Origin of the sequence: Nonomuraea sp. SYSU D8015 (genome assembly GCF_008065375.1) — a bacterium.
Taxonomy (GTDB): domain Bacteria; phylum Actinomycetota; class Actinomycetes; order Streptosporangiales; family Streptosporangiaceae; genus Nonomuraea.
Genome location: NZ_VJYI01000009.1, coordinates 184033 through 206688 on the forward strand (window position 1 = coordinate 184033; position 22656 = coordinate 206688).

At 69.6% G+C, this 22656-nt stretch carries 23 protein-coding genes and 1 pseudogene; 8 read left to right on the forward strand and 16 right to left on the reverse strand.

What is annotated here, in order from left to right:
- Nucleotides 1–6: 6 nt before the first annotated feature.
- Entirely contained in the window at nucleotides 7–294 is a 288-nt protein-coding gene (locus ID574_RS33060) for an Lrp/AsnC family transcriptional regulator (RefSeq protein WP_188192907.1), read from the forward strand.
- Between the two features lie 304 nt (nucleotides 295–598).
- On the opposite strand, the gene qcrB is transcribed toward ID574_RS33060, so the two are convergent.
- The 4 genes from qcrB to ctaE are packed head-to-tail and all read right to left on the reverse strand — an operon-like array spanning nucleotide 599 to nucleotide 4840.
- A complete protein-coding gene (qcrB, locus tag ID574_RS33065; RefSeq protein ID WP_188192908.1) occupies nucleotides 599–2257 on the reverse strand; it encodes a cytochrome bc1 complex cytochrome b subunit in 1659 nt (552 codons plus the stop codon).
- Complete coding sequence (gene qcrA / locus ID574_RS33070) at nucleotides 2254–3366, reverse strand: cytochrome bc1 complex Rieske iron-sulfur subunit (RefSeq protein WP_188192909.1); 1113 nt, start codon at nucleotides 3364–3366, stop codon at nucleotides 2254–2256. Before qcrA ends, qcrB begins: the two co-directional genes overlap by 4 nt.
- Nucleotides 3363–4172 (reverse strand): cytochrome bc1 complex diheme cytochrome c subunit, encoded by an 810-nt coding sequence (gene qcrC / locus ID574_RS33075; RefSeq protein WP_188192910.1) that lies wholly within the window; start codon nucleotides 4170–4172, stop codon nucleotides 3363–3365. Before qcrC ends, qcrA begins: the two co-directional genes overlap by 4 nt.
- 14 nt (nucleotides 4173–4186) lie before the next feature.
- Nucleotides 4187–4840, reverse strand: a complete 654-nt coding sequence (gene ctaE / locus ID574_RS33080; RefSeq protein ID WP_188192911.1) for an aa3-type cytochrome oxidase subunit III — start codon at nucleotides 4838–4840, stop codon at nucleotides 4187–4189.
- 196 nt (nucleotides 4841–5036) lie between these two features.
- Here ctaE and ID574_RS33085 point away from each other — a divergent pair, with 196 nt between their 5' ends.
- Complete coding sequence (locus ID574_RS33085) at nucleotides 5037–5435, forward strand: hypothetical protein (RefSeq protein WP_188193131.1); 399 nt, start codon at nucleotides 5037–5039, stop codon at nucleotides 5433–5435.
- Between the two features lie 6 nt (nucleotides 5436–5441).
- The gene (trpD, locus tag ID574_RS33090) at nucleotides 5442–6488 is read left to right on the forward strand and encodes an anthranilate phosphoribosyltransferase (protein ID WP_188192912.1); all 1047 of its coding nucleotides are present in this window, start codon (nucleotides 5442–5444) and stop codon (nucleotides 6486–6488) included.
- Nucleotides 6489–6712: 224 nt separating this feature from the next.
- Here the strand turns inward: trpD and ID574_RS33095 are convergent, their stop codons facing one another.
- The 4 genes from ID574_RS33095 to ctaC all read right to left on the reverse strand — a co-directional run bounded on the left by ID574_RS33095 (nucleotide 6713) and on the right by ctaC (nucleotide 10964).
- The gene (locus ID574_RS33095) at nucleotides 6713–7924 is read right to left on the reverse strand and encodes a L,D-transpeptidase (RefSeq protein WP_188192913.1); all 1212 of its coding nucleotides are present in this window, start codon (nucleotides 7922–7924) and stop codon (nucleotides 6713–6715) included.
- A gap of 138 nt (nucleotides 7925–8062) precedes the next feature.
- Complete coding sequence (locus ID574_RS33100) at nucleotides 8063–8476, reverse strand: cytochrome c oxidase subunit 4 (RefSeq protein WP_188192914.1); 414 nt, start codon at nucleotides 8474–8476, stop codon at nucleotides 8063–8065.
- The gene (gene ctaD / locus ID574_RS33105) at nucleotides 8476–10137 is read right to left on the reverse strand and encodes an aa3-type cytochrome oxidase subunit I (RefSeq protein ID WP_188192915.1); all 1662 of its coding nucleotides are present in this window, start codon (nucleotides 10135–10137) and stop codon (nucleotides 8476–8478) included. Before ctaD ends, ID574_RS33100 begins: the two co-directional genes overlap by 1 nt.
- Nucleotides 10134–10964: an aa3-type cytochrome oxidase subunit II gene (gene ctaC / locus ID574_RS33110; protein ID WP_188192916.1), complete on the reverse strand. Its 831-nt coding sequence runs from the start codon at nucleotides 10962–10964 to the stop codon at nucleotides 10134–10136. Before ctaC ends, ctaD begins: the two co-directional genes overlap by 4 nt.
- Before the next feature lie 141 nt (nucleotides 10965–11105).
- On the opposite strand from ctaC, the gene ID574_RS33115 reads away from it, so the two are divergent.
- Both ID574_RS33115 and ID574_RS33120 read left to right on the forward strand, forming a co-directional pair.
- On the forward strand, nucleotides 11106–12248 hold the full coding sequence (locus tag ID574_RS33115) for a cysteine desulfurase family protein (protein ID WP_223167309.1): 1143 nt from the start codon (nucleotides 11106–11108) through the stop codon (nucleotides 12246–12248).
- A complete protein-coding gene (locus ID574_RS33120; RefSeq protein WP_043638353.1) occupies nucleotides 12245–12490 on the forward strand; it encodes a sulfurtransferase TusA family protein in 246 nt (81 codons plus the stop codon). The genes ID574_RS33115 and ID574_RS33120 overlap by 4 nt, the downstream gene beginning before the upstream one ends.
- A gap of 207 nt (nucleotides 12491–12697) precedes the next feature.
- On the opposite strand, the gene ID574_RS33125 is transcribed toward ID574_RS33120, so the two are convergent.
- Together ID574_RS33125 and erpA are read right to left on the reverse strand one after the other, a co-directional pair.
- Entirely contained in the window at nucleotides 12698–13684 is a 987-nt protein-coding gene (locus ID574_RS33125; RefSeq protein ID WP_188192918.1) for a carbohydrate kinase family protein, read from the reverse strand.
- 113 nt (nucleotides 13685–13797) lie between these two features.
- Nucleotides 13798–14151 (reverse strand): iron-sulfur cluster insertion protein ErpA, encoded by a 354-nt coding sequence (gene erpA, locus ID574_RS33130; RefSeq protein ID WP_188192919.1) that lies wholly within the window; start codon nucleotides 14149–14151, stop codon nucleotides 13798–13800.
- Between the two features lie 164 nt (nucleotides 14152–14315).
- Here erpA and nadA point away from each other — a divergent pair, with 164 nt between their 5' ends.
- Together nadA and ID574_RS33140 are read left to right on the forward strand one after the other, a co-directional pair.
- Nucleotides 14316–15467: a quinolinate synthase NadA gene (gene nadA / locus ID574_RS33135; protein WP_188192920.1), complete on the forward strand. Its 1152-nt coding sequence runs from the start codon at nucleotides 14316–14318 to the stop codon at nucleotides 15465–15467.
- Between the two features lie 25 nt (nucleotides 15468–15492).
- Complete coding sequence (locus ID574_RS33140; RefSeq protein ID WP_188192921.1) at nucleotides 15493–16371, forward strand: alpha/beta fold hydrolase; 879 nt, start codon at nucleotides 15493–15495, stop codon at nucleotides 16369–16371.
- On the opposite strand, the gene ID574_RS33145 is transcribed toward ID574_RS33140, so the two are convergent.
- Nucleotides 16337–16519 (reverse strand): winged helix-turn-helix transcriptional regulator, encoded by a 183-nt coding sequence (locus tag ID574_RS33145; protein WP_188192922.1) that lies wholly within the window; start codon nucleotides 16517–16519, stop codon nucleotides 16337–16339. The two genes, ID574_RS33140 and ID574_RS33145, sit on opposite strands and share 35 nt — an antisense overlap.
- A 107-nt stretch (nucleotides 16520–16626) precedes the next feature.
- Here ID574_RS33145 and ID574_RS33150 point away from each other — a divergent pair, with 107 nt between their 5' ends.
- Nucleotides 16627–17163 carry an alpha/beta fold hydrolase gene (locus tag ID574_RS33150; protein WP_188192923.1) on the forward strand — a complete coding sequence of 179 codons (537 nt, stop codon included), beginning with the start codon at nucleotides 16627–16629 and terminating at the stop codon, nucleotides 17161–17163.
- A gap of 124 nt (nucleotides 17164–17287) precedes the next feature.
- Here ID574_RS33150 and ID574_RS61855 read toward each other — a convergent pair whose 3' ends face one another.
- The 5 genes and pseudogenes from ID574_RS61855 to ID574_RS33170 form a co-directional block, all read right to left on the reverse strand.
- The gene (locus ID574_RS61855) at nucleotides 17288–17764 is read right to left on the reverse strand and encodes a DUF4143 domain-containing protein (protein WP_262496081.1); all 477 of its coding nucleotides are present in this window, start codon (nucleotides 17762–17764) and stop codon (nucleotides 17288–17290) included.
- Nucleotides 17750–18052, reverse strand: a pseudogene (locus ID574_RS61860) (AAA family ATPase); the annotation flags it as partial. The pseudogene ID574_RS61860 and the gene ID574_RS61855, both read right to left, overlap by 15 nt.
- 274 nt (nucleotides 18053–18326) lie before the next feature.
- Nucleotides 18327–18932, reverse strand: a complete 606-nt coding sequence (locus ID574_RS33160) for an SIMPL domain-containing protein (RefSeq protein ID WP_188192925.1) — start codon at nucleotides 18930–18932, stop codon at nucleotides 18327–18329.
- Between the two features lie 160 nt (nucleotides 18933–19092).
- Nucleotides 19093–21177: a serine/threonine-protein kinase gene (locus ID574_RS60345; RefSeq protein ID WP_223167310.1), complete on the reverse strand. Its 2085-nt coding sequence runs from the start codon at nucleotides 21175–21177 to the stop codon at nucleotides 19093–19095.
- A 101-nt stretch (nucleotides 21178–21278) separates the two neighbouring features.
- On the reverse strand, nucleotides 21279–22649 hold the full coding sequence (locus ID574_RS33170) for an alpha/beta fold hydrolase (RefSeq protein ID WP_188192926.1): 1371 nt from the start codon (nucleotides 22647–22649) through the stop codon (nucleotides 21279–21281).
- Nucleotides 22650–22656: the final 7 nt, after the last annotated feature.

The window sequence follows — 22656 nt, forward strand, 5'->3', positions numbered from 1 at the left end:
TGGTCCATGGTCACGGCTATCGTCCACATCAATGCCGAGGTTGACCGGATCACGGAGGTCGCCGAGACGATCGCCGAGATCGACGGGGTCAGCGAGGTCTACTCCATCACCGGCGAATACGACCTGCTGGCCATGGTCCGGGTGCCGGTCTATGAGCAGATCGCGGAGATCGTTCCCGGGCGGATCAACAAGGTCGACGGCGTGCTGCACACGGAGACGCACATCGCGTTCCGCGCCTACTCCAAGCACGACCTGGACGCGGCCTTCTCCATCGGCTTCCCCGAGGCCGACTGACCTTCCACAGAGCTGCCTGCGCACGGACGGCGAGGGCTGCCGTCCTCTCGTGCGCGTGACCGCGCCTGTATCGCATGCGCGGCTCGCCGGCGTGCTCATGCTGGGAGACGGGTGACGATTCGGCCACGGAGCCGGCCCAGGATGCGCCCCGTCACGGCGAGAAACCCGTGAGCCTTCACCACCGGCCATGACGGGCGGCAAGGGTCTACGGCGCGTGCGGTGACCTTGGGCGACCGTAAAAGATGGGCGCACAGCAACCGGGCCCGGACGGAAAGATCCGTCCGGGCCCGGTTCTACAGAAGCATCAGTGCGTCAAACTACGGTCGTCGCCGTGGCCGACGGCCGCGTGCTCCTCATCCTCGTGCCCGTGCCCGTGCCCGTCGTCCAGCGGGATCTTCTCCCCGCCGTACGCCTTCGACATGCGGGCGCGCAGCTTGCCGAGCGGCCCGCGCATGCCCTTGGGCGGGATGCCCGCGGGGTCCTCGGCCACCGGCAGCATCGCCACCGGCTCCTTGCCACGCATGTGAGCCTCGATGTCCTCCGCCGGAGGCGTGTGGACCTCGATGAACTCACCGTGCGGCAGCCGCTTGATGACGCCGGACTCCACACCGTGCGAGATGACCGCCGCGTCGGAGCGCTGCAGGCCCAGGCAGATGCGGTAGGTGATCACGTACGCCAGCGCCGGAGCGACGAAGACGAGCACGCGGCCGCCGTACGTCGTCCAGTTGAGGCTGATCTGGAAGTTCGCCGAGATCTCGTCGTTGGCGCCGAGCAGCCACAGCACGCCGTAGAACGTGATGGCCGACATGCCGATCGAGGTGCGGTGCGGGTTGTTGCGCGGGCGGTCCGCGACGTGGTGCTCGCGGTTGTCGCCCGTCACCCAGCGTTCCAGGAACGGATAGAGCGCCAGACCGGTCATGATGATGCCCATCGGCACCAGCGCCGGGATGATCACGCTCAGCGGCAGCGTACCCGCATGGGACGTGCCGAAGAGGTTGATCTCCCACGCCGGCATGATGCGCAGCGCGCCTTCGAGGAAGCCCATGTACCAGTCGGGCTGTGAGCCCGCCGACACGTCCGCGGGTGTGTACGGGCCGAACAGCCAGATCGGGTTGATCTGGGTGAACGTCGCCAGACCCGCCACCACGCCCAGCGTGAACAGGAAGTACGCGCCCGCCTTGGCCATGAAGGCCGGGTAGAACGGCGCGCCCACCACGTTGGCGTTGGTGCGGCCCTTGCCGGGCATCTGGGTGTGCTTCTGCACCCACATGAGCACCATGTGGGCCGAGACCAGCGCCAGCAGGATGCCGGGGATGAGCAGGATGTGCAGCGAGTAGAACCTGGGGATGATGTCCTCGCCCGGGTATTCGCCGCCGAACAGGAAGAACGTGATGTACGTGCCCACCAGCGGCAGCGAGATCGCTACGCCCTCGGTGATCCGCAGACCGGCGCCGGAGAGCAGGTCGTCGGGGAGGGAGTAGCCGGTGAGGCCCTCGGCCAGCGCCAGCGTGAGCAGCAGCACGCCGATGATCCAATTGATCTCGCGCGGCTTGCGGTAGGCGCCGGTGAAGAACACCCGCAGCATGTGGACCGTCATGCCGGCCACGAACAACAGGGCCGCCCAGTGGTGCATCTGCCGGATGAGCAGACCACCCCTGACGTCGAAGCTGATCTCCAGCGACGACGCGTAGGCCTCGGACATCATGACGCCCTTGAGCGGCGCGTACGAGCCGTCGTAGGCGATCTCCATCATGCTGGGCTTGAACCAGAACGTCAGGAACGTGCCGGTCAGCAGCAGGATGACGAACGAGTAGAGCGCGATCTCACCCAGCAGGAACGACCAGTGGTCGGGGAAGATCTTCCGCATGTTGCGCTTGAGGAAGTTTCCCGCGCCGAGCCGCTCGTCGAGGAAGGTGGACGGACCGGAGATCGCCTTCGGGACCGTCTTCAACTGGTCGGTCATGCCTGGCCTCCCTGTTCCCTGGCAGCCTTCTCGGCGTCACCGCGCTCCCAGTAGCTGGGACCGACCGGCACGTCGAAGTCTCCCTGGGCGATGAGGTAGCCCTGCTCGTCGACGGCGATCGGCAGCTGCGGCAGCGGCCGCGCGGCCGGGCCGAAGACGACCTTGGCGCCGTCGGCGGCGTCGAACGTCGACTGGTGGCACGGGCAGAGGATGTGGTGGGTGTTCTGCTCGTAGAGGGCCGCCGGGCAGCCCACGTGGGTGCAGATCTTGGAGTAGGCCACGATGCCGTCGTGCGTCCAGTTCTTCCTGACGCCGGCCTTCAGCTCTTCGGGGCGGAACTTGATGAGGATGAGCGTGGCCTTGGCGAGGGCGTTGAGGTCGTGCTCGTAGCCCTCGGGGACCACCGAGAGGATGCCGCCGGGCGAGTTGAAGTCGGCGGCGCGGATCGGCTGCCCCGTGCCCTCGACGACGAGCTTGAGCGGCTTGCCCTCCTTGTTCTTCTCACCCCAGACCGTGTGGCGCAGCAGGTTGTTGAACTTCGCGCCCGGCATCTTGCTGTTGTCGAGGTCGCGCAGCAGCACCAGCGGCACCAGGCCCAGCGGCGCGGCCGCCAGCAGCAGGGTGCGGCGCAGCAGCTTGCGCTTGACGAAGCCGCTCTCGTTGGCGCCCTGGACGAACGTGTCGGCCACGACCTCGCGGTCGGCCTCGGCGGAGGCCATCTCGTGGCGCTCCTGGATCAGCGAGTATTTCGGCATGATCTGGCGGACCCAGACCACGATGCCGATCGCCAGCGCCAGGATCGCGACCGTCAGGGAGGTGCCCAGCGCGAGGTTGGACGTGCCGGTCGCCTCAGGGCTTCCCACCTGGAACACCACGTAGGAGATGAGGAACGCGATGCCCGCGAGGAAAGTGATCGTGAAGCAGAGCGCCACGACCTTCTCGGCCTTGCGGGCCTTGGCCTCGTCCTGCAGCGTCACGCCGGGGACTTCGGCGTCGACGTCCGCCGTTTCCACGGTGCCGAGCATCGAGGTGCCCGGCGCGGGGGTGCCGATGACGCGCTTGGGGACGCGCTCGTCCGGCTGCTCGATCTCGTGCTCGTTGTCTGTCATGGCTTGTGTCGCTTCTTCGCGGTGATCCAGATGGCGGCGAGTGCGAGGGCGGGAAGACCCACGATCCACGCTACGAGACCTTCGGTCACGGGGCCAATGCGCCCGAGGCCGAAACCTCCCGGGTCCTTCTGCGCGCGCACCTGGGTGATGTAGGCGATCATGTCCTGCTTCTCTTTGGGCGTGATCGTCGTGTCGTTGAAGACGGGCATGGCCTGCGGGCCGGTGACCATCGCCTCGTAGATCTGCGTCGGGGTCGCCGAGTTGAGGTTGGGAGCGTACTTGCCCTGCGTCAGGGCGCCGCCGGCGCCGACCCAGTTGTGGCACTGGATGCAGTTGGCGCGGAAGAGCTCGCCGCCCCTGCCGGCGTCGCCGCCCTTCGGGTCGACCTGCTCGGCCGCCGGGACGAGCGGGCCACCGCCGAGCGACTGCACGTAGGCCGCGATCTGGCGGGTCGTCGTCTCGTTGACCCAGCGCGCCGGAGGCTTGCGCGGGGCCTGAGCGCCGGGGTTGGCCGCGGGCATGCGGCCGGTGCTCATCTGGAAGTCGACGGCCGCGGCGCCGACGCCGATGAGCGTGGGCGCCGTGCCGGTGCCCTCCGCGTTCATGCCGTGGCAGCTGGAGCAGTGCTGGACGAACAGGCTCTTGCCCTCGGCCACGTCATCGACCTTGCCTGCCGCCAGAGCCGCGTCGGCAGGCTTACCCGCCTGGACAAAGGCGGCGTATACCATCCCGACCAGCGCCAACGCCAAAATCAGGACGGCGTATCTCGCGAGGGGATGCCGCCGCCAAGCGGTGATCCTAGTCACAGAGATCCCGTTCCTTAACGAATGATGTAGATGGTCGCGAAAAGACCGATCCAGACGACGTCAACGAAGTGCCAGTAGTAGGACACGACGATCGCGCTGGTGGCCTGCTCATGCGTGAAGCGCTTCGCGGCGTACGTGCGTCCCAGCATGAACAGGAACGCGATCAGGCCACCGGTCACGTGCAGGCCGTGGAAGCCCGTCGTCAGGTAGAACACCGAGGTGTAGGCGTTAGCGGACAAGGTCGCGCCCTCTGACGCCAGTTCGGCGTACTCGTACAGCTGGCCCGCGATGAACACCGCGCCCATGAGGAAGCTGACGATGTACCAGAAGCGGAGCTTGCCGACCTGTCCCTTCTCTGCGGCCCACACGCCGAGCTGGCACGTCACACTCGACAGCACCAGGATGATCGTGTTGACCGTCGCGAACGGGATGTTCAGATGAGCGACTCCCTCGGCGGCTTGCGCGCCTACGGGAAGGAAGGCCGGGCCCCACTCGATGCCCCTGCCCTCGCTCACCGACCGGATGGTGAAGTACATCGCGAACAGCGCCGCGAAGAACATGAGCTCAGAGGACAGCCAGACGATCGTCCCGACACTGACCAGGTTCGGTCTGCGGTACGACTGTGCTGTCGTCGAAGTTATTGCGGATGCTGTCGCCACGGGCAGCATTATTGCGGCTCTGGTGTTCGGTCCGGCCAACGACCCCCCGTTAGCAGGTACAAACCCGCTCACAACCTGGGATAATTACCGCAAAACGCCCCTCTCGGGCGCCAACCTGGGTTTGCACACCCGCACACCGGTACGATCCAGGGTGACCATACCGCTACGACCGATAGTGAGCGCGACCGTGAGCACCGACGACACGATGAGGGTCCTCGTCTACAGCGACGACGCCGCCACCAGAGCCGAGGTGATCCAGGCCATCGGCAGGCGGCCCGCGGCCGACGTGCCCCTCGTCGAGATCGTGGAGTGCGCCACCGAGCCCAAGGTTCACCAGTGGCTGGGCTCCGGCGAGATCGACGTCGCCGTCCTCGACGGCGAGACGCAGCCCGCGGGCGGCATGGGCGTCTCCCGTCAGGCCAAGGACGAGGTCTACGACTGCCCGCCCATCTGCCTGATCATCGCCAGGCGCGACGACCGCTGGCTGGCCGAGTGGTCGAAGGCCGACGCCGTGGTGGCCCAGCCCCTGGAGCCCATGGTCCTGGCGGACACGGTCGCCGAGCTCATGCGTCGTCGTTCCTCCACCCGACTCAACGCTAAGTAGGTGCCCATGGACTCCCGGACGACCTGGCCTGCCCTGCTCTCCGCTCTCCTGGCCGGAGAGCATCTGACATCGGACGAGACGGCCTGGGCCATGCGGGAGATCATGTCGGGCTCCGCGACGCCGTCCCAGATCGCCGGCTTCGTGATCGCCCTGCGGGCCAAGGGCGAGACGGTGTCCGAGGTGGTGGGCCTGGCCCGGACGATGCTCGACCTGGCCACGCCGCTCAGCGTCGAGGGGCCCGTGGTCGACGTCGTCGGCACCGGCGGCGACCGCGCCCACACCGTCAACGTCTCGACGATGGCCGCCATCGTCGTCGCCGCGACCGGCGCCCGCGTCGTCAAACACGGCAACCGCGCCGCCTCCTCCTCGTGCGGCGCCGCCGACGTCCTGGAGCACCTGGGCATCCGCCTCGACCTCACGCCGGAGCAGACGGCGCAGGTGGCGCGCGAGGCGGGCATCGCGTTCTGCTTCGCCCCGGTCTACCACCCCGCGCTGCGCTTCGCCGGCCCGACGCGCAAGGAGATCGGCGTCCCCACGGTCTTCAACTTCCTGGGCCCGCTCACCAACCCGGCCCGCCCGGCGGCGCAGGCCATCGGCGTCTTCGACGCCCGCATGCTGCCCGTGCTCGCGGGCGTCTTCGCCGAGCGCGGCGTGTCCGCCCTGGTGTTCCGCGGCGACGACGGCCTCGACGAGTTGACCATCGCCGGCACCTCGACGGTCTGGGTGGTCAAGGACGGCACCGCCACGCAGACGACGTTCGATCCGGCCGTCCTCGGCATCCCGCGCGCCGACGCTGACGCGCTGCGGGGCGGGGACGTCGCGTTCAACGCGCAGGCCGTGCACGACCTGGTGGGCGGTAAGACGGGGCCGGTGCGCGACGCGGTGCTGCTCAACGCGGCCGCCGCCCTGGTGGCCTACGACGGGCCCGGCGACGACCTCGACTCGGCCATGAGCGACGGATACGCCCGCGCCGCCCGGGCCGTGGACTCCGGCGCCGCCGCCGCCCTCCTGGACCGCTGGGTCGAGGTCAGCTCCTCCGTCCGCCCGTCCTGACCCACGCCCCGTTCGCGCGCGTCTCCACCCGGGAGGCGCGCGCTGGCGTGTGCACGGCGGTACGGCTGCGCGTGTACGACGCCGAGGGGCACGGTGACGGGCGTTCCGGCCGTTCCCCCAGTCTGCCCGGCCCCCGTATGGCAGGGCTCCCAGCCACGCTCCCGGGGCTGGCCGGCCGGCTCGCCCGACGTCGTGGCGCCGTCAGGAGTCCGGCATGCGGCGGTTCAGAGGCCCAGCGTGGGGCCGCCCTTGAGCGAGCTCCATTTCAGCCACTGCTTCCAGTTCTCCTGCCAGTGCCCCCACCCGTTCGTGGGCTCCAGCTTCCGGGGCGAGCCCGTGATGATGATCGGATCCCCGATCAGCGTGTTCTTGATGAACCAGGCGGCGTTGTCCGGGCTGATGTTCACGCACCCGTGGCTGACGTTCGCGTGGCCCTGCGACCCCACCGACCACGGCGCGCTGTGCACGTACTCGCCGCTGTTGGAGATCCGCACCGTGTTGTAGACCGTCAGCTGGTAGTAACCGGGCTGGCCGGGCCCGATGCCGGGCGAGGTCATGACGGTGACGGGCTCGCGCGACATCGCCAGGTGGATCCCCGAGGTCGTGTAGTACTTCCACTGCCCGCCCTGGCCGGCGCTCATCGGCATCGAGCGGATCTTCTTGCCGTCCCGCCGCACGATGAGCACGTGCTCGTCGGTGCTGCCTTTGGTGATCTGCGCGCGGCCGATCTTGAAGTCGACCGTGACGTCGCGCTTGCCGTACATGCCCGGCCCTCCGCGCACCCCGGCCAGCCGCGCCTCCACCCGCACCTTCGTACGGGCGGGCCAGTACTCCTGCGGCCGGAAGTCCACGTGCTGGTCGTCGAACCAGTGCCAGGCCCCCTCCACCGGCTTGGAGCTGCGGACGATGAGGTTGCGCTCGACGGAGACGCGGTCGGTGACCGGCTTGTCGAAGGCGATCATGATGGGCATGCCGATGCCGACCGTCAGCCCGGTGTCGTCCTTGTTCGGGGTGATGGTCTTGATGTCGAACGTCTCCTTGGCCTTCACCGTCGTGAAGGTGCTGGTCTCCCGGCTCTCCTTGCCGGCGGCGTCCACGGAGACGGCGGTGACCGTGTAGGAGGTGCCGGGGCGGGCGGTGGCGTTGCTGCGCCAGCGGCTGCCGTCGGCGCTCAGCACGCCTGGCAGGGGGCCGGACCCGCCGCCGTCCACGCGTACGCTCTTGAGCCTGCCCCCGTGGACCGCCACGACCACGGGCTGGTCGGTGGGCACGTCCGCGGCCTTGTCCTGCGGGGAGAACGACGTGGAGGCGCCCCGCGCGCCTGCACCGCCAGTGGTGACGCCCTCGGGGTCCTCCCTGTCGGGGCCGCCCGCCGAGCACGCCGTCAGCAGCGCCAAGGCCAGCAGACCGGCCGCTCCATACGCTACGCGCCCCACGAGTGCCCCCTCGCCCATGATCGGACCGCTTCTGCCTCCCTTATTACCCACGGTGACCGAATCACCACATCGGGACACCGGTAAAGAACACCAAAAAGCGGGCGTCCTCCCCCAAGGGGGACGCCCGCTTCGGCTGTCTCAGTGCGAGAAGTTGCCTCGGTAGTACTGGAACACGAACCCGATCATGGCCATGATCACGAGGAAGACCCCGATCAGGAACATCCAGAAGCCGATCACGAACCCGGCGAAGGCGAAGGCCGCCGCCAGGCACAGGAACAGCGGCCACCAGCTGCTGGGGCTGAAGAACCCGATCTCGCCCGCGCCGTCGCTGATCTCGGCCTGCTTGTTGTCCTCCGGCTGGTCGCCGATGCGCCGCGCGGTGAACATCAGGTAGTAGCCGACCATGAACGCGAACCCGACCGAGATGGCCATGGCCGTGGTGCCGACCGGCTCACCCTTGCCGGTGTCCGCCTTGGTCCAGAACCAGTAGGCGACGTCGACACCGGCGAAGAACACGCCGCACGCGAGGAACAGCCACCCTTGGACCTTCATCAGACCTCGACCTCCTTCGGCGACTTGGCGGACACATGCGGGTAGTGCAGGTCGAACGCGGGACGCTCGGAGCGGATGCGCGGCAGCGAGGTGAAGTTGTGCCGTGGCGGCGGGCAGGAGGTCGCCCATTCGAGCGAGCCGCCGTAGCCCCAGGGGTCGTCGACGGTGACCTTGGGCGCGGTGCGCCAGGTCTTCCAGACGTTGTAGAAGAACGGCAGCGTGGACAGGCCCAGCACGAACGCGCCCACCGACGACAGCATGTTGAGGTCGGTGAAGCCGTCGGCGGCGCTGTAGTCGGCGTACCGGCGCGGGAAGCCCAGCATGCCGAGCCAGTGCTGCACGAGGAACGTGGTGTGGAAGCCGATGAACAGCAGCCAGAAGTGCAGCTTGCCCAGCTTGTCGTCGAGCATCTTGCCGGTGAACTTGGGCCACCAGAAGTAGAAGCCCGCGAACATGGCGAACACGACGGTGCCGAAGACCACGTAGTGGAAGTGGGCGACGACGAAGTAGGTGTCGCTGATGTGGAAGTCGAGCGGCGGCGAGGCCAGGATGACGCCCGTCAGACCGCCCAGGAGGAAGGTGATCAGGAAGCCGACCGAGAACAGCATCGGCGACTCGAAGCTCAGATGGCCTCGCCACATCGTGCCGATCCAGTTGAAGAACTTCACGCCCGTCGGCACCGCGATGAGGAACGTCATGAACGAGAAGAACGGCAGCAGCACCTGGCCGGTCGGGAACATGTGGTGCGCCCAGACCGTGATGGACAGGCCCGCGATCGAGATCGTCGCGGCCACGAGGCTGATGTAGCCGAAGATCGGCTTGCGGCTGAAGACCGGCAGCACCTCGGTCACGATGCCGAAGAACGGCAGCGCGATGATGTACACCTCGGGGTGGCCGAAGAACCAGAACAGGTGCTGCCACAGCAGCGGCCCGCCGTTCTCGCTCCAGAAGATCTGGGTGCCCAGCTTGCGGTCGGCCTCGAGGGCCAGCAGCGCGGCGGCCAGCACCGGGAAGGCCATCAGCACGAGCATGCTGGTGAGCAGGACGTTCCAGGTGAAGATCGGCATGCGGAACATCGTCATGCCGGGCGCCCGCATGCAGATGATCGTGGTGATGAAGTTGACCGAGCCGAGGATCGTGCCGAGGCCGGACAGCGCCAGACCCATGATCCACAGGTCGCCGCCGATGCCGGGCGAGTAGACCACGTCCGACAGGGGCGCATAGGCGAACCAGCCGAACGACGCCGCGCCGCCCGGGGTGAAGAAGCCGGACACGGCGATGATGCTGCCGAACAGGTAGAGCCAGTAGCTCACCATGTTGAGGCGGGGGAACGCCACGTCGGGGGCGCCGATCTGCAGCGGCATGAGCTCGTTGGCGAAGCCGGCGAACAGCGGCGTCGCGAACATCAGCAGCATGATCGTGCCGTGCATGGTGAACAGCTGGTTGAACTGCTCGTTGCTGGTGAACTGCATTCCGGGCTGCGCCAGCTCCGCCCGCATGATCAGCGCCATCACGCCGCCGATCAGGAAGAAGATGAATGACGTGATCAGGTAAAGGTGCCCGATGATCTTGTGATCAGTGGAGGACAGCCACTTGGCGATCACCTGGCCCTTGGTGACGGGCCGGGCCGGCGCGCGAAGTGGTTCTTGAATGGCGGTCACTGGGCACTCCCAGCCTGTTGCGTAGCGACGTACTGATCGAACTCTTGCTTCGAGACGAGCTTCACCGAGAACAGCATGCGGCTGTGGTCGACACCGCACAGCTCGGCGCAGCGGCCCGCGTAGACGTCCGGCTTGTTGAGGGTCGTGATCTGGAACTTGCGGCCCGGGTTGCCCTCGGGGATGCCGGGGATCACGTCACGCTTGAACAGGAAGGCCGGCACCCAGAACGAGTGGATGACGTCGTCCGTCGACAGGTCGAACTCGACCTTCGTGTCCACCGGGAGGACCAGCTGGGGACCCTGGCGGTAGTCGTTGACGGGCATGCCCGCGACCGGCTGCAGCGTCCTGCCGTTGTACGTCGTGGTGAAGCGCCAGCTCCACTGGAACGCCTCCACCTTGACCTTGACCGGCGCGTCACCGTCGACCCGCGCGAGCGCCTCGCTGTCGCGGGCGGTGAAGAAGAAGAACACCGACACCATGACGAGCGGGATCAAGGTGTAGAGAATCTCGATCGGCAGGTTGTAGCGCACCTGCGGCGGGAGATCGGCCGACGCCTTGCGCTTGCGGTGGAAGATGGACGCCCACACGATCAGGACGATGACGACGGCACCCGTGGCGAGTGCGGCGATCCAGGCCCCGTTCCACAGACTCTGGACGATGCCACCCTGCTCGGTGACATGGTCGGGAAGAAGGCCGCGAGACCAGTCGGCCTCGGGGACGTCATTAGCACACGCCGTAGCAGTGGCCAGCAGCAACGCCAAAGCGGCGGCGCGTGGCACCCTGCGCCGGGCCAACGAACGCCGCGTCGTACGGCGAGTCGGACTCACGGATCGCCTACCCCACAGATGAAGCCCAAGAGTCTTTCCCTTGGGCGCTCGTATTTCCAGATGCACAGCTGATTGCAGACACATTAGCGTGCAGGTGCCTCGCCCTACCTCCCGACCCCCGGTGGCGCCGCGAGTGGGACGATGAGTCTCGTGGCGTATTTCGACGCGGCCTCGAGCGAGCCGCTCCACCCGCAGGCGCGAGAGGCGCTGCTGGCGGCGATCGACGCCGGCTGGGCCGACCCCGCGAGACTGTACGGCCAGGCCCGCCGCGCGCACCTGCTGCTGGAGCAGGCCCGCACGGAGGTGGCCGAGGCGCTCGGCGCACGCCCGGACGAGGTGTCGTTCACCTCTTCCGGCACGCAGGCCGTGCATCTCGGCGTCCTCGGCACCCTACACGGCCGGCGCAGGGCCGGGCGCCACCTGGTGACGAGCGCGGTCGAGCACTCCAGCGTGCTGCACGCCGGCGCCCTGCACGAACGCGACGGCGGCACGATGGAGACGGTGGGCGTGAGCCTGACCGGGCGCGTGGACCTCGGCTCCTTCACCGCGGCCGTGGCGCGGCCCGGCACCGCGCTGGCCTGCCTGCAGACCGCCAACCACGAGGTCGGCACGCTGCAGCCGGTGGCGGAGGCGGCCGAGGCCTGCCGGGAGCACGGCGTGCCGCTCCTGGTCGACGCGGCGCAGACGGCCGGCCGGATGCCGACGCCGCCGGGCTGGTCGGTGCTCACCGCCAGCGCCCACAAATGGGGCGGCCCGGCCGGGGTGGGCGTGCTGGCGGTGCGGAAGGGGACGCGGTTCCGCTCGTTCCTGCCGGAGGACGAGCGGGAGCGGCGGCGGGTGCCGGGTTTCGAGAACGTCCCGGCCGTCGTCGCCGCGGCGGCGGCCCTGCGCGCCACCGCCGCCGAGGCCGAGCGCGAGCAGGCGAGGATCTCCGAGCTCGTCGCCAGGATCAGGGAGACGGTGCCGGAGATCGTCCCCGACGTCGAGGTGATCGGCGACCCCGTCGAGCGGGCGCCGCACATCGTGACCTTCTCGTGCCTGTACGTTGACGGGGAGGCCCTGCTCACCGAGCTCGACAAGGCGGGATTCGCCGTTTCGTCCGGAAGTTCGTGCACCGCTAGTACGCTTCGTCCATCGCACGTTCTTGAAGCGATGGGCGTGCTGACGCATGGGAATGTCCGGGTGTCACTGCCCAGGGGCGCTTCCGCGGCCGAGGTCGACAGGTTCCTCGCCGTGCTGCCCGAGCTGGTGCGCCGCATCCGCCAGGACGCAGGAGTCGCATGACCGAGGTTACTCAGCCGGCTTTGACGATCGACGCGCTCGGGAAGAAGTGCCCGATCCCGATCATCATGCTCGCGGAGCAGATCAACTACGTCCCGCTCAACGCCGTGGTGGCCGTGCTGGCCGACGACCCGGCGGCCTATACGGACGTACCGGCGTGGTGCAGGCTCAAGTCGCACCGCCACGTCGGCTCGTACGAGCTGCCCGAGGGCGGCTGGGCGATCCACGTCAGACGCAACTACTGACCTTTCCGGCGCACGACCGCGCGCACAGGCGTCATGCGCGCCGCCGGCGGCGCGCATGACGCCTGTGCGCGCGGGACGGGGTCCCCGTCCCGTACGGGCGAGCGCGGCAAAACAAACGCCCCGGCCGCGGATGCGGCGGCCGGGGCGGGGATTCAAGGCGCTCCCCGGGTCTCAGGGGTGGTAGCAGTCTCAGGGGTGGTAGCAGTCTCAGGGGTGGTAGCAGCGGAGGTACTCGGCGATCTCCGCGGCCGCCTCCGCGCCGTACGCGGCGGTGAAGCGCTCGAGGAAGCCCTTCTGGCCGAGCTCGTACTCCTGCCCGCCGACCCGCTCCAGCACGTGCGTGGCGGTCAGGTTGCCGATCTGCCCGCACCGCTCCAGCGGCAGGCTCCAGGCCAGCCCCGACAGGAAGCCCGCGCGGAAGGCGTCGCCGACGCCGGTGGGGTCGGCCTTGCCGTTCTCCGGGGCGGGCGCGACCTGGATGGAGGGCTCGCCCTTGCGGTCGATGACGGCGCCCTTGGGCCCGAGCGTGGTGACGCGGACGCCGACCCGGTTGAGGATCTCCTCGTCGGACCAGCCGGTCTTCTGCTCGATGAGCCCCTTCTCGTAGTCGTTGGAGAAGAGGTAGGCGGCGCCGTCGACGAGCTGGCGGATCTGCTCGTCCTCCATGCGGGCCAGCTGCTGGGAGATGTCGGCGGCGAAGGGGATGCCGCGCTGGCGGCACTCGTCGGTGTGCCGGAGCATCGCGTCGGGGTCGTTGGGGCTGATGAGCACCAGGTCGAGGCCGCCGACCCGGTCGGCCACGGGCTGCAGCTCGATCAGCCTCGCCTCGGCCATGGCGCCGGTGTAGAACGAGGCGATCTGGTTGTGGTGCTCATCGGTGGTGCACAGGAAGCGCGCGGTGTGCTGGGTCTCCGAGACGTGCACGGAGTCGCAGTCGACGCCGTGGCGCTCGAGCCAGGACCGGTAGTCGGCGAAGTCGTTGCCGACGGCTCCCACGAGGATCGGCTTCAAGCCGAGGCAGCCCATGCCGAACGCGATGTTCGCGGCGCACCCACCGCGACGGATCTGAAGGTCATCGACCAGGAACGAGAGGGAGACCCGGTCGAGCTGCTCGGCGATGAGCTGATCGCCGAAGCTTCCTGGGAAGGTCATCAGGTGGTCTGTCGCGATGGAGCCGGTGACGGCGATGCGCACGGGATTCTTCTTCCTCGTTGTCAGCAAGCCAATGGGCCCCACGAGAATACGCGAAGGTCCCGGACGCACAAAGGCGAACGGGACCCGGCGCGCCGACCGCGGCTAGTTGGCGGCTAGTTGAACGAGTCGCCACAGGCGCACGAGCCGGTGGCGTTGGGGTTGTCGATGGTGAACCCCTGCTTCTCGATGGTGTCGACGAAGTCGATGGTGGCGCCCATGAGGTAAGGAGCGCTCATGCGGTCGGTGACCACGCTGACGCCGCCGAAGTCGGACACCACGTCGCCGTCCATCGAGCGATCGTCGAAGAAGAGCTGGTAGCGCAGGCCGGAGCAACCGCCCGGCTGCACGGCGACCCGCAGCTGCAGACCCTCCTCGCCCTGCTGCTCCAGCAGGCTCTTGACCTTGGCGGCGGCCGCGTCAGTCAGGATCAGGCCCTGCGCCGTGGTCTCGCTGCTCTCAACCGTCATCTGGTGACTCCCTAACCCGGCTGTCTGGTTTCGACGTCCTACCAATGACGCTACCAACACCTGGCCCATGCCACACATTCCCGGGGTCGCACACCCCCGGAACAAGCAGGTTCGCCCGTGTGCCATCATGAGTATCGTCAATTCGACGATAAGGGGGTGTGGCCATGGCCACCCAGACTGGGCTGCCGCTCTTCGTCCTCGGCCGGGGCGCCGATCCGCACAGCGAGAAAGGGGTCGACTGCCCGGGCGAGCTGCCGCCCGCGTCCGACCCCGGCCTGGTGGAACGCGCACGCAAGGCCAAGGAGGCGCTCGGCGACCGCCTGTTCGTGCTGGGCCACCACTACCAGCGCGACGAGGTCATCCAGTTCGCCGACGTGACGGGTGACTCCTTCAAGCTCGCCCAGCAGGCGGCGGCGCGGCCCGAGGCCGAGTACATCGTCTTCTGCGGCGTGCACTTCATGGCCGAGTCCGCCGACATCCTCACCAACGACACCCAGAAGGTGATCCTCCCGGACATGGCGGCCGGGTGCTCCATGGCCGACATGGCCACGTTCGACCAGGTCGAGGAGTGCTGGGAGGCCCTGGAGGACGCCGGCCTCGCCGATCAGGTGATCCCGGTCACATACATGAACTCCAGCGCCGACATCAAGGCCTTCTGCGGCCGGAACGGCGGCGCGGTCTGCACCTCCTCCAACGCCCGCCGGGCCCTGGACTGGGCGTTCGAGCAGGGCGAGAAGGTGCTGTTCCTGCCCGACCAGCACCTGGGCCGCAACACGGCGGTGCTGGAGATGGGCATGTCCCTGGACGACTGCGTGGTGTGGAACCCGCACCGCCCGAACGGCGGCCTCACGCGCGAGCAGCTGGAGCGTGCCAGGATGATCCTGTGGCGCGGCCACTGCTCGGTGCACGGCCGCTTCACGGCCGGGTCCGTCGACGACGTTCGTGCCCGCATCCCTGGCGTCAACGTGCTCGTGCACCCGGAGTGCCGGCACGAGGTCGTGCTCAAGGCCGACTACGTGGGCTCCACCGAGTACATCATCAAGACGCTGGAGGCGGCCCCCGCGGGCTCGAGCTGGGCGGTCGGCACGGAGCTGAACCTGGTCAAGCGGCTGGCGCAGATGTTCCCCGACAAGAGCGTCTCGTTCCTGGACCGGACGGTCTGCTACTGCTCGACGATGAACCGCATCGACCTGCCGCACCTGGTGTGGGCGCTGGAGTCGCTGGTGCTGGGCGAGGTCGTCAACCAGATCACGGTGGACGAGGACACCACCCACTGGGCCAAGGTCGCCCTGGACCGCATGCTCGCCCTCCCCTGACCCGCGCCGGGCCATACTGGCCGGCATGGAGGAGACGATCACCACAGAGGACGGCGTCGAGCTCTGGGCGGCCCGCGGCGGCCGGGGCCGCCCCGTGGTCTTCTGTCACGGCGGCCCGGGCTTGTGGGACACCTTAGAGGACGTGGCCGCGCTGCTGTCCGGTGTCGCGACCGTGCATCGCTGGGACCAGCGGGGCTGCGGCCGCTCACAACGGCGCGGGCCGTACTCGATGGCTCGAACGGTCGCGGACCTCGACGCCGTCCGCCGGCACTTCGAGCTGGAGACGATGGTGCTGCTGGGCCACTCGTGGGGCGCCCAGCTGGCCCTGCGATACACCCTGGACCACCCCGAGCGCGTACGCGGGCTGGTCTACGTCGCCGGCACGGGCATCGACCCGGGAAAGCCCTGGGGCGACGAGTACGCCCGGAACCTGCGCGCCAGAATGGGCGACCACCTGGGGCGCTGGCTGGAGCTGCGGGGCCGCGACCGCACGCCCGCCGAGGACCGGGAGCTCTCGGTGCTGCAGTGGTCGGCGGACTTCGCCGACCCGGCCCGGGCGCTGGAGCAGGCCGAGCGCATGGCGACGCCCTGGCTCGGCGTCAACTTCGAGTGCAACGCCGCCATCAACGCCCAGGACAAACGCCACTGGGGCACTCCCGAGCTGCGGGCGGGGTGCGAGGCCCTGCAGGTCCCCACGCTGATCGTGGACGGCGCGCACGACATCCGGCCCCGCTGGGCGGTGGACTCCCTGGAGCAGGCGCTGCCCCGCGTGTCACGCGTGGTCCTGCGGGGTGCCGGGCACATGCCCTGGGTGGAGGAGCCGGACGGCTTCCGGTCCGCGGTGAACGCGTTCCTGGCGAGCGATGCCGTCAGCGGCGCCGGTAGTCCCGGTGGGCGGCGGTGATGAGGGGCGCGGCGGGCCCAGGCCGTGAGCGCCTCCAGCGGCTCGCCATGTCCTCGGTCGCCCGCTCCAGCTGAGTGAACCCGCGCGGACCGTCACCCAGCTCCACGAGCACCTGAGCGCTCCACTTGCCGCCGATCAAGGCCAGCACCTCGGGCAGCGGGCTGGTGCGTTGCCCCGGTGTTCCGTTGCGACAAGAAGGTGCCTCCTTCCGGACAAGTCGTAACGTTCCTGCGTACCGGCCCTATTGGAGGATGTGTGCCCATCGCGCACAGCAACAGTTTCAAGATCTCCTACGAGGTCGTGGGGGACGGCCCGCCGGTGGTGCTCCATCCGGGCATGTTCCAGGACGCGGCACATTGGGCGCACAGCGGATACACCCGGGTCCTGACGTCCGCGTACACGGTGATCGCCGTCGCCGCGCACGCCCCGGATCGGCTGACGTGCCTGGTCACCGGCGGGTTCGACGCCGTCGACGGCTTCCGCTCGGCGGTCGGGCCCACACTGCGGCCCCTCGGCCTGCCGGTCGGCACCGACCCCTATCAGGCGGCTCTCATCGAGGCAGGGGATCCGGCCGCGTTCCGGGCCGATCACGAGGCGTTCTCGCGCGAGCCCGGCCTCCACGCCGAACCCGCCGCCTCCGGCGTGCCCGTGTTCCTGTACGCGGCCGGCGAGGATCCGTGGCACGAGCCGATGCGGGCGTTCGCCGAGCGCACCGGCAGCGGCTTGCTCTCCTTGCCCGGCGCCGATCACAAGGGCGGCTGGGACAGGTCCGCGGATGTGCTCCCCCGATGATGGCCTTCCTGGCCGCCAAGACGTGACCCCGGCCGCATGGTCACAATGCGGCCGTATCCCCCACCCGTTGCACGGGCTCGCCCGTAACCCGGGACGCCGTCTTCACCGATCGCGCGGAATCCCTCTACCTGTCCCACAGAGCACTGATCGGCAGCGCGGTCAGCCGATCGCCGAAGGCGAGCGAGCGCTTTCCGGTGTAGAGCACGAACCCATGGACGAACTCCTCGCCGAGAGCGTCTCTCAGCGTGGTCAAGCCCTTGAAGTCCTTGAGGTCCACGGCGTCCGTGGCTTTGGCCTCCACTCCGATCACCCGGCCGTTGGTGCGCTCGACCACCAGGTCGACCTCGGCTCCCTGGCTGACACGCCAGTGAAAGAGATTCAGCCGGTAGGGAGCCCAGGTTGCCTGTTTGGCCAGTTCGTTGGCGATGAAGGTCTCCACCAGCGGCCCACGCGGATAAAAGCCCCGCGCGATGAGATCGAAGTAGTCCGCTCTGCCGTAAGAACTCTGCGTCGTCGTCCGGAAGGACTCCGGTTCGTCGAAGGCCCGCTCAAGGAAGGACTTGTCGCCGCCGTTCAACTCCTGCTCCGCGAAGGGCCACACCTCGATGATGCTCGCCCGTCCGGCCAGAGATTCGCTGAGCGACGGAGTCGCGAGAAACCTGGTCGATCCGGCGAGCACGAACTGCCCTCGCTCCGCCGAACGGTCCACGGCCGATTTGATCGCCAGCACCAGATCATCGCCGCCTCGCTGGATTTCATCGATCATCATCGGCTTGGGCCCGTCGGCCACGAACACCTCGGGATCCGCATGCGCGGCCGCACGCAGCGTGCCATCGTCCAGGGTCAGGTATGTGCCGCCGCGACAAGCCTCGAGTTGCCGGAGCAGTGTGGTCTTCCCGGACGGCGAGGCCCATTGACGATCACCACCCTGAACGCAGCCAGGAACTCCAGCGCGTGATCGACGATGCGTCGCGGCACAAGATTCACGAGGGCCTCCATCTGCGGGAACGACATCCTACAGAGGGTACGGCGACATTTCACAGCACCCAGAACCGACAAACGTGGTGCTCACAGCCGACATTTCACGGCACCACCAACCGACATTCTGCAGTGATCGCCGGCCGAGAGGATGCCCGATCGTCGACGTGCGGGCCTCGGGGCTTCTAGGCGAAGTCGTAGCCGAGCCGGACGGTGACCGTGAGGGTCTGGCGGCCGGGGTTGATCGAGGAGGCGTCCTCGGCGGCCATGGTGGCGGCCCTGAGGAGCGGCTGCGGCGGGCCGCCCCCGATCTCCTCGGTCACCGAGACCACCCGCCCCAGCGGGCGGCCCGCCAGACCGGCGTATTGGGCGGCCTTGCCGGCGGCGTCGCGGAACGCCCTGGTCCTGGCCTCGCTCAGCGGGCCGGACGGGTCGGACACCTCGAACGCCAGCCCGTTGAGCCTGGCCTCCTCGCCGACCCCGGCCACCGTGTCGATGATCCGGTCGGCCCGGGCCAGGTCGCGGACCACGACCTCCACGCCCTGCGCCGCGCGGTAGGCCGTCACCTTCGGGTACGCCTCGTACTCGGGCCCCAGGGAGAGCTCTGTCGTGCGTACGTCCTCCGCCGCGATCCCCTCCTGGCGCAGCACCTCGGTGAGGCGGGCGGCGGCGGCCCTGGCGGCGGTGAAGGACTCCGCGGCGGACGCGCGGCGCACCTCGACGCCCGCGTAGAGCCGCAGCGTGTCGGGCGCGGCCAGGACGGTGCCCTCGCCGACGACGGTGATGTCCACTCCCCGATCCTACGGAAATCCCGCCCGCCTGTTCACTCCCTGCGGGCTCGTGATCCCCGGCGCACCCCACAGAGATGTCCCCGGCCCGCATTTCGCACGGCACGGAAAGACCATGAGCGGTCACATGGGCGCATGGTCGATCATGCGAAGAACCGGGGGCCTAGGAGGCGGTGCGGGTGAAGCGGAAGCCCATCCTGTCGAACTCGGACTTCTTCGGCGCGCTCGCCAGCACCCTGCTGACCTGCCCCGACATGTCGATCACCACGGCCTCGTACCCGGCGCCCCTGCTGCGCCACACCGCCAGGTGATCGTCGTCCCACCAGCCGATGAGGCGGTTGGTGGCGAACGGGATGGTGATCGGCCTGGTGTCGTCGCCCGAGGTGGAGCGGGCGCAGAGGGTGGTGCCCGCGGGTGTGCAGTGGGCCAGGAAGCGGTTGCCGGACGGGGAGATGTCGTCGCCCTCCACCCACACCGGCGAGCCCGCGTCCGAAAGGGTGCGCAGGAGTTTGCCGTTCAGGTCGTAGAACTTCATCTTGCCGCCCACCCACGTGCCGACGGCCCGGCCGTCCGCGTCCCAGAAGAAGCGCCACTCCCCCGCGCCCTTCTCCTTGATCTCGAACGCGCGGCCCTTCTCGCCGGCGACGTCGATGATGCCGTATCCGTACTCGAGCGTGGTGCCGTCGTCGTCCTTGTAGAGGGTGACCAGGCCGTACTTGCCGTCGGGCGACCAGCGGGGCGTGGTGGGGAAGACCGGCCTGGGGCTGATCTTGACGAGGCGCTTGGCGTCGGTGGCGTGGTCGATGATCGACACGGTGGCGAAGTAGTCGGTGCTGTAGTCCACGTCGGTGCCGAGTGCCAGGTTCGTCTTGGAGTCCAAGGCGTACTCGAAGTAGCGGGAGTCGCTGGTGAAGACGTCGGTGGAGTGCTTTCTGACGTAGAGGCGCTTGCCCCCGTTCACCGTGTAGGAGGCGAGCTTGATGGGGTCGGCCTCGGTCTCCTCGATGCGGACGGACGTGCCCGGGAGCGTGACCGAGCGGGTGGTGGGCGACGGGGCCGACGTCTGTGTGGCGCCGGGAGGCGTGGTGGGGGCGGAGGTGGTCGTCAGGGCCGCCGTGGGGACGGGTGAGGTGGTTTCCCCGGTCGGCAGGTCGCCGAGGCGGATGGCGGCGAAGGCGATGGCGGCCACGAGCACGAGCGCGGCGGCGGCGCTCCCGGCGACGATCCAGCCGGTGGCCCGGCGCGGCGTGGGCCGGGTGGGCGGGCCCTGGTAGGAGGCAGGGGGCATCGGGTACTCGTTTCCGGGCCGCCCGGCGCCGGGGATCGATCCTGGGCCGCCGGAGGCCGCGGCCCACCCGCCGGAGGCGGCGGCCGGCGGGCCGGGCAGTGAGCCGGAGGTGGCCCCGGGAGGGCCGGGTGGCGGGCCGGAGGTGGCGGCGGCGCTGCCCTGCTGGAGCAGGCCGGGCGGCTGGGTGGCGGGGGCGTGCCCCAGGAGGCGCATCAAAGCCTCGCCGGCCGCGGGCCGCAGGGACGGGTCTTTGGCCAGGCAGTCGCGCACCAGCGCCCGCAGCCCCGGATCCTCGATCGAGCTCACGTCGGGCTCGGTGTGCAGGATCCGGTTGACCACCGCAGGCAGGCTGTCGTGCCCGAACGGCGCCTGCCCCGACGCCGCGTACAGCAGCGTGCACGCCCACGCGAACATGTCCGACTTCGGCCCGGGGCCGGACTCGGTGAGCTGCTCGGGCGCCATGTACGAAGGCGTCCCGACGACCGCGCCGGTCAGCGTCGAGCTGAGGTCGAGCGCCCTGGCGATGCCGAAGTCGATCACCCGTGGCCCGTCGGAGGCCAGCACCACATTCGACGGCTTGAAGTCGCGGTGGACAATGCCGGCCTGGTGGATGGCCACCAGCGCCGTGACGGTGCCGATCGCGAGCCGGTGCAGGGAGGTGCCCGAGCGGGGCCCCTGGGTGCGTACGACGTCGGCGAGGGTGGGCCCGTCGATGTACTCGCTCACGATGTACGGCCGCCCGCCGAACAGCCCGGTCTCGATGACCTGCGCCGTGCAGAACGGCGCGACCCGCCGGGCCATCGCCACCTCGCGGACGAACCGCTCCGACGCCTCGGCGTCGCCGGCCAGGTCGGCGCGCAGCAGCTTGAGCGCGACCTTGGCGCCGTCGGGCGCGGTGGCCAGGTAGACGATGCCCTGCCCGCCCTCGCCGAGGCGCCCGGCGACGGTGTATCCACCCACGGACGCGGGATCCTCTGGCCTCGGGTCCGCGAGGTCCGGCATTGACAACCCCCACCTGTGGCGTCTTTCCCGCCCATTCTGGTGCGTCGCCCCGCCCGGCGTCACGCATTACCCGGCAGGGTCGCGATCGCTTCCACGATCGCCGCCGGGTCCGCGGGCCGGAGCCGGCGTCCGTCCGGCGGCAGGCGTACGAGCCGGGCGCGGAGGTCGGCGGCGAGCCGCTCGGCGCAGCCGGCCCGCCCGTCGACGCCGATGACGGTCACCGGCACGTCGGGGAACGGCTTGTCCTCCCTGATGCGCCGCAGGTCGGCGGCCATGTCGCGGCGGGCCAGCCACTCCCCCGCGACCGCCGCGGGCACCTTGCCCATGCGGTAGATCCCGAGCGGGTCGGGCACGCCGGCGAGCCGCCGGTGCGCGGCGGGCCCCACCAGGCGGGCCAGCGCGGTCGCCCCCCACGTGCCGCCCAGCGCGGGCAGCCACCCGCCCGCGGCCCTGGCGACGGCCGAGGGCCGGCGGCCGTCCGGGCAGACCGGGTCGACGAGGACGAGCTGGGCCACGCACAGCGGGTGCAGCCGGGCGAACGCCTCCGCGTGCCAGCAGGACACGCCGTGGGCCACGACGGTGACCTGCTCCGGGTGGGCGGGGGCCAGCGCGGCCAGGCGGGCGACCTCGGCGTACAGGGTGGGCGGGGCCGTCGAGCGCGGGCTGAGGCCGAGCCCTGGGCGGTCGAAGCGGATGACGCGGCGGCTCCCGGCCAGGGCCCGGGCCACAGCGTCCCAATGGAACCAGGCGCCCCCCGGTCCCGCCGTGATGAGCACCGCCGGGCCGGCGCCCTCCTCGATCACGTGCGGCGTGCCGTGCCCGGCGGGGCGCCGTTCGGCGAGGATGAGGCGCAGCGCCACGTACACCAGCCAAACGGCGACGAGGGTGAGCTGGGCGCGGTGCGCGAGCCCCACGCCGCTCCCGGCGACGACGGCGGCCGTGGTGAGCGCCGTGGCGGCCAGGGTCAGCCACGAGAGCAGCCACGCCGCCCGCGCGCGCCACCGCGCGGCCAGCAGCGCCATGGCGGCCAGCACGGCGCCGGTCGCCAGCGTCCCGGCCAGGAGGTGCGCGCGGTGGCCGATGGACAGGCCGTCCCGCCCGCAGCCGGGGTCGCTCAGCGCCGCGCAGTCCAGCGGGAACAGCCCGGCGGCGAAGGTGAGCAGGCCGTACGCGGCCAGCGCCAGCCAGCCGTGCCACTCGCGCTCCGCCCTGGGCACGAGCGCCACGCCGAGCACGCAGACCAGGCCGGACAGCGCGTCGCTGATCCGGAACAGGTAGGACCACGGCTGGTCGCGGGCGGCCAGCTCGCTGACGTACCCGTGCGTCCTGTCGACCTCCGGCGTGGTGAACTGGCCGGTGATCCAGGCACTGCCCAGCACGGCCGCCACGATGAACGCGGAGGCCGCGAGCACGTACAACCTTCGCTCCACGTGATCA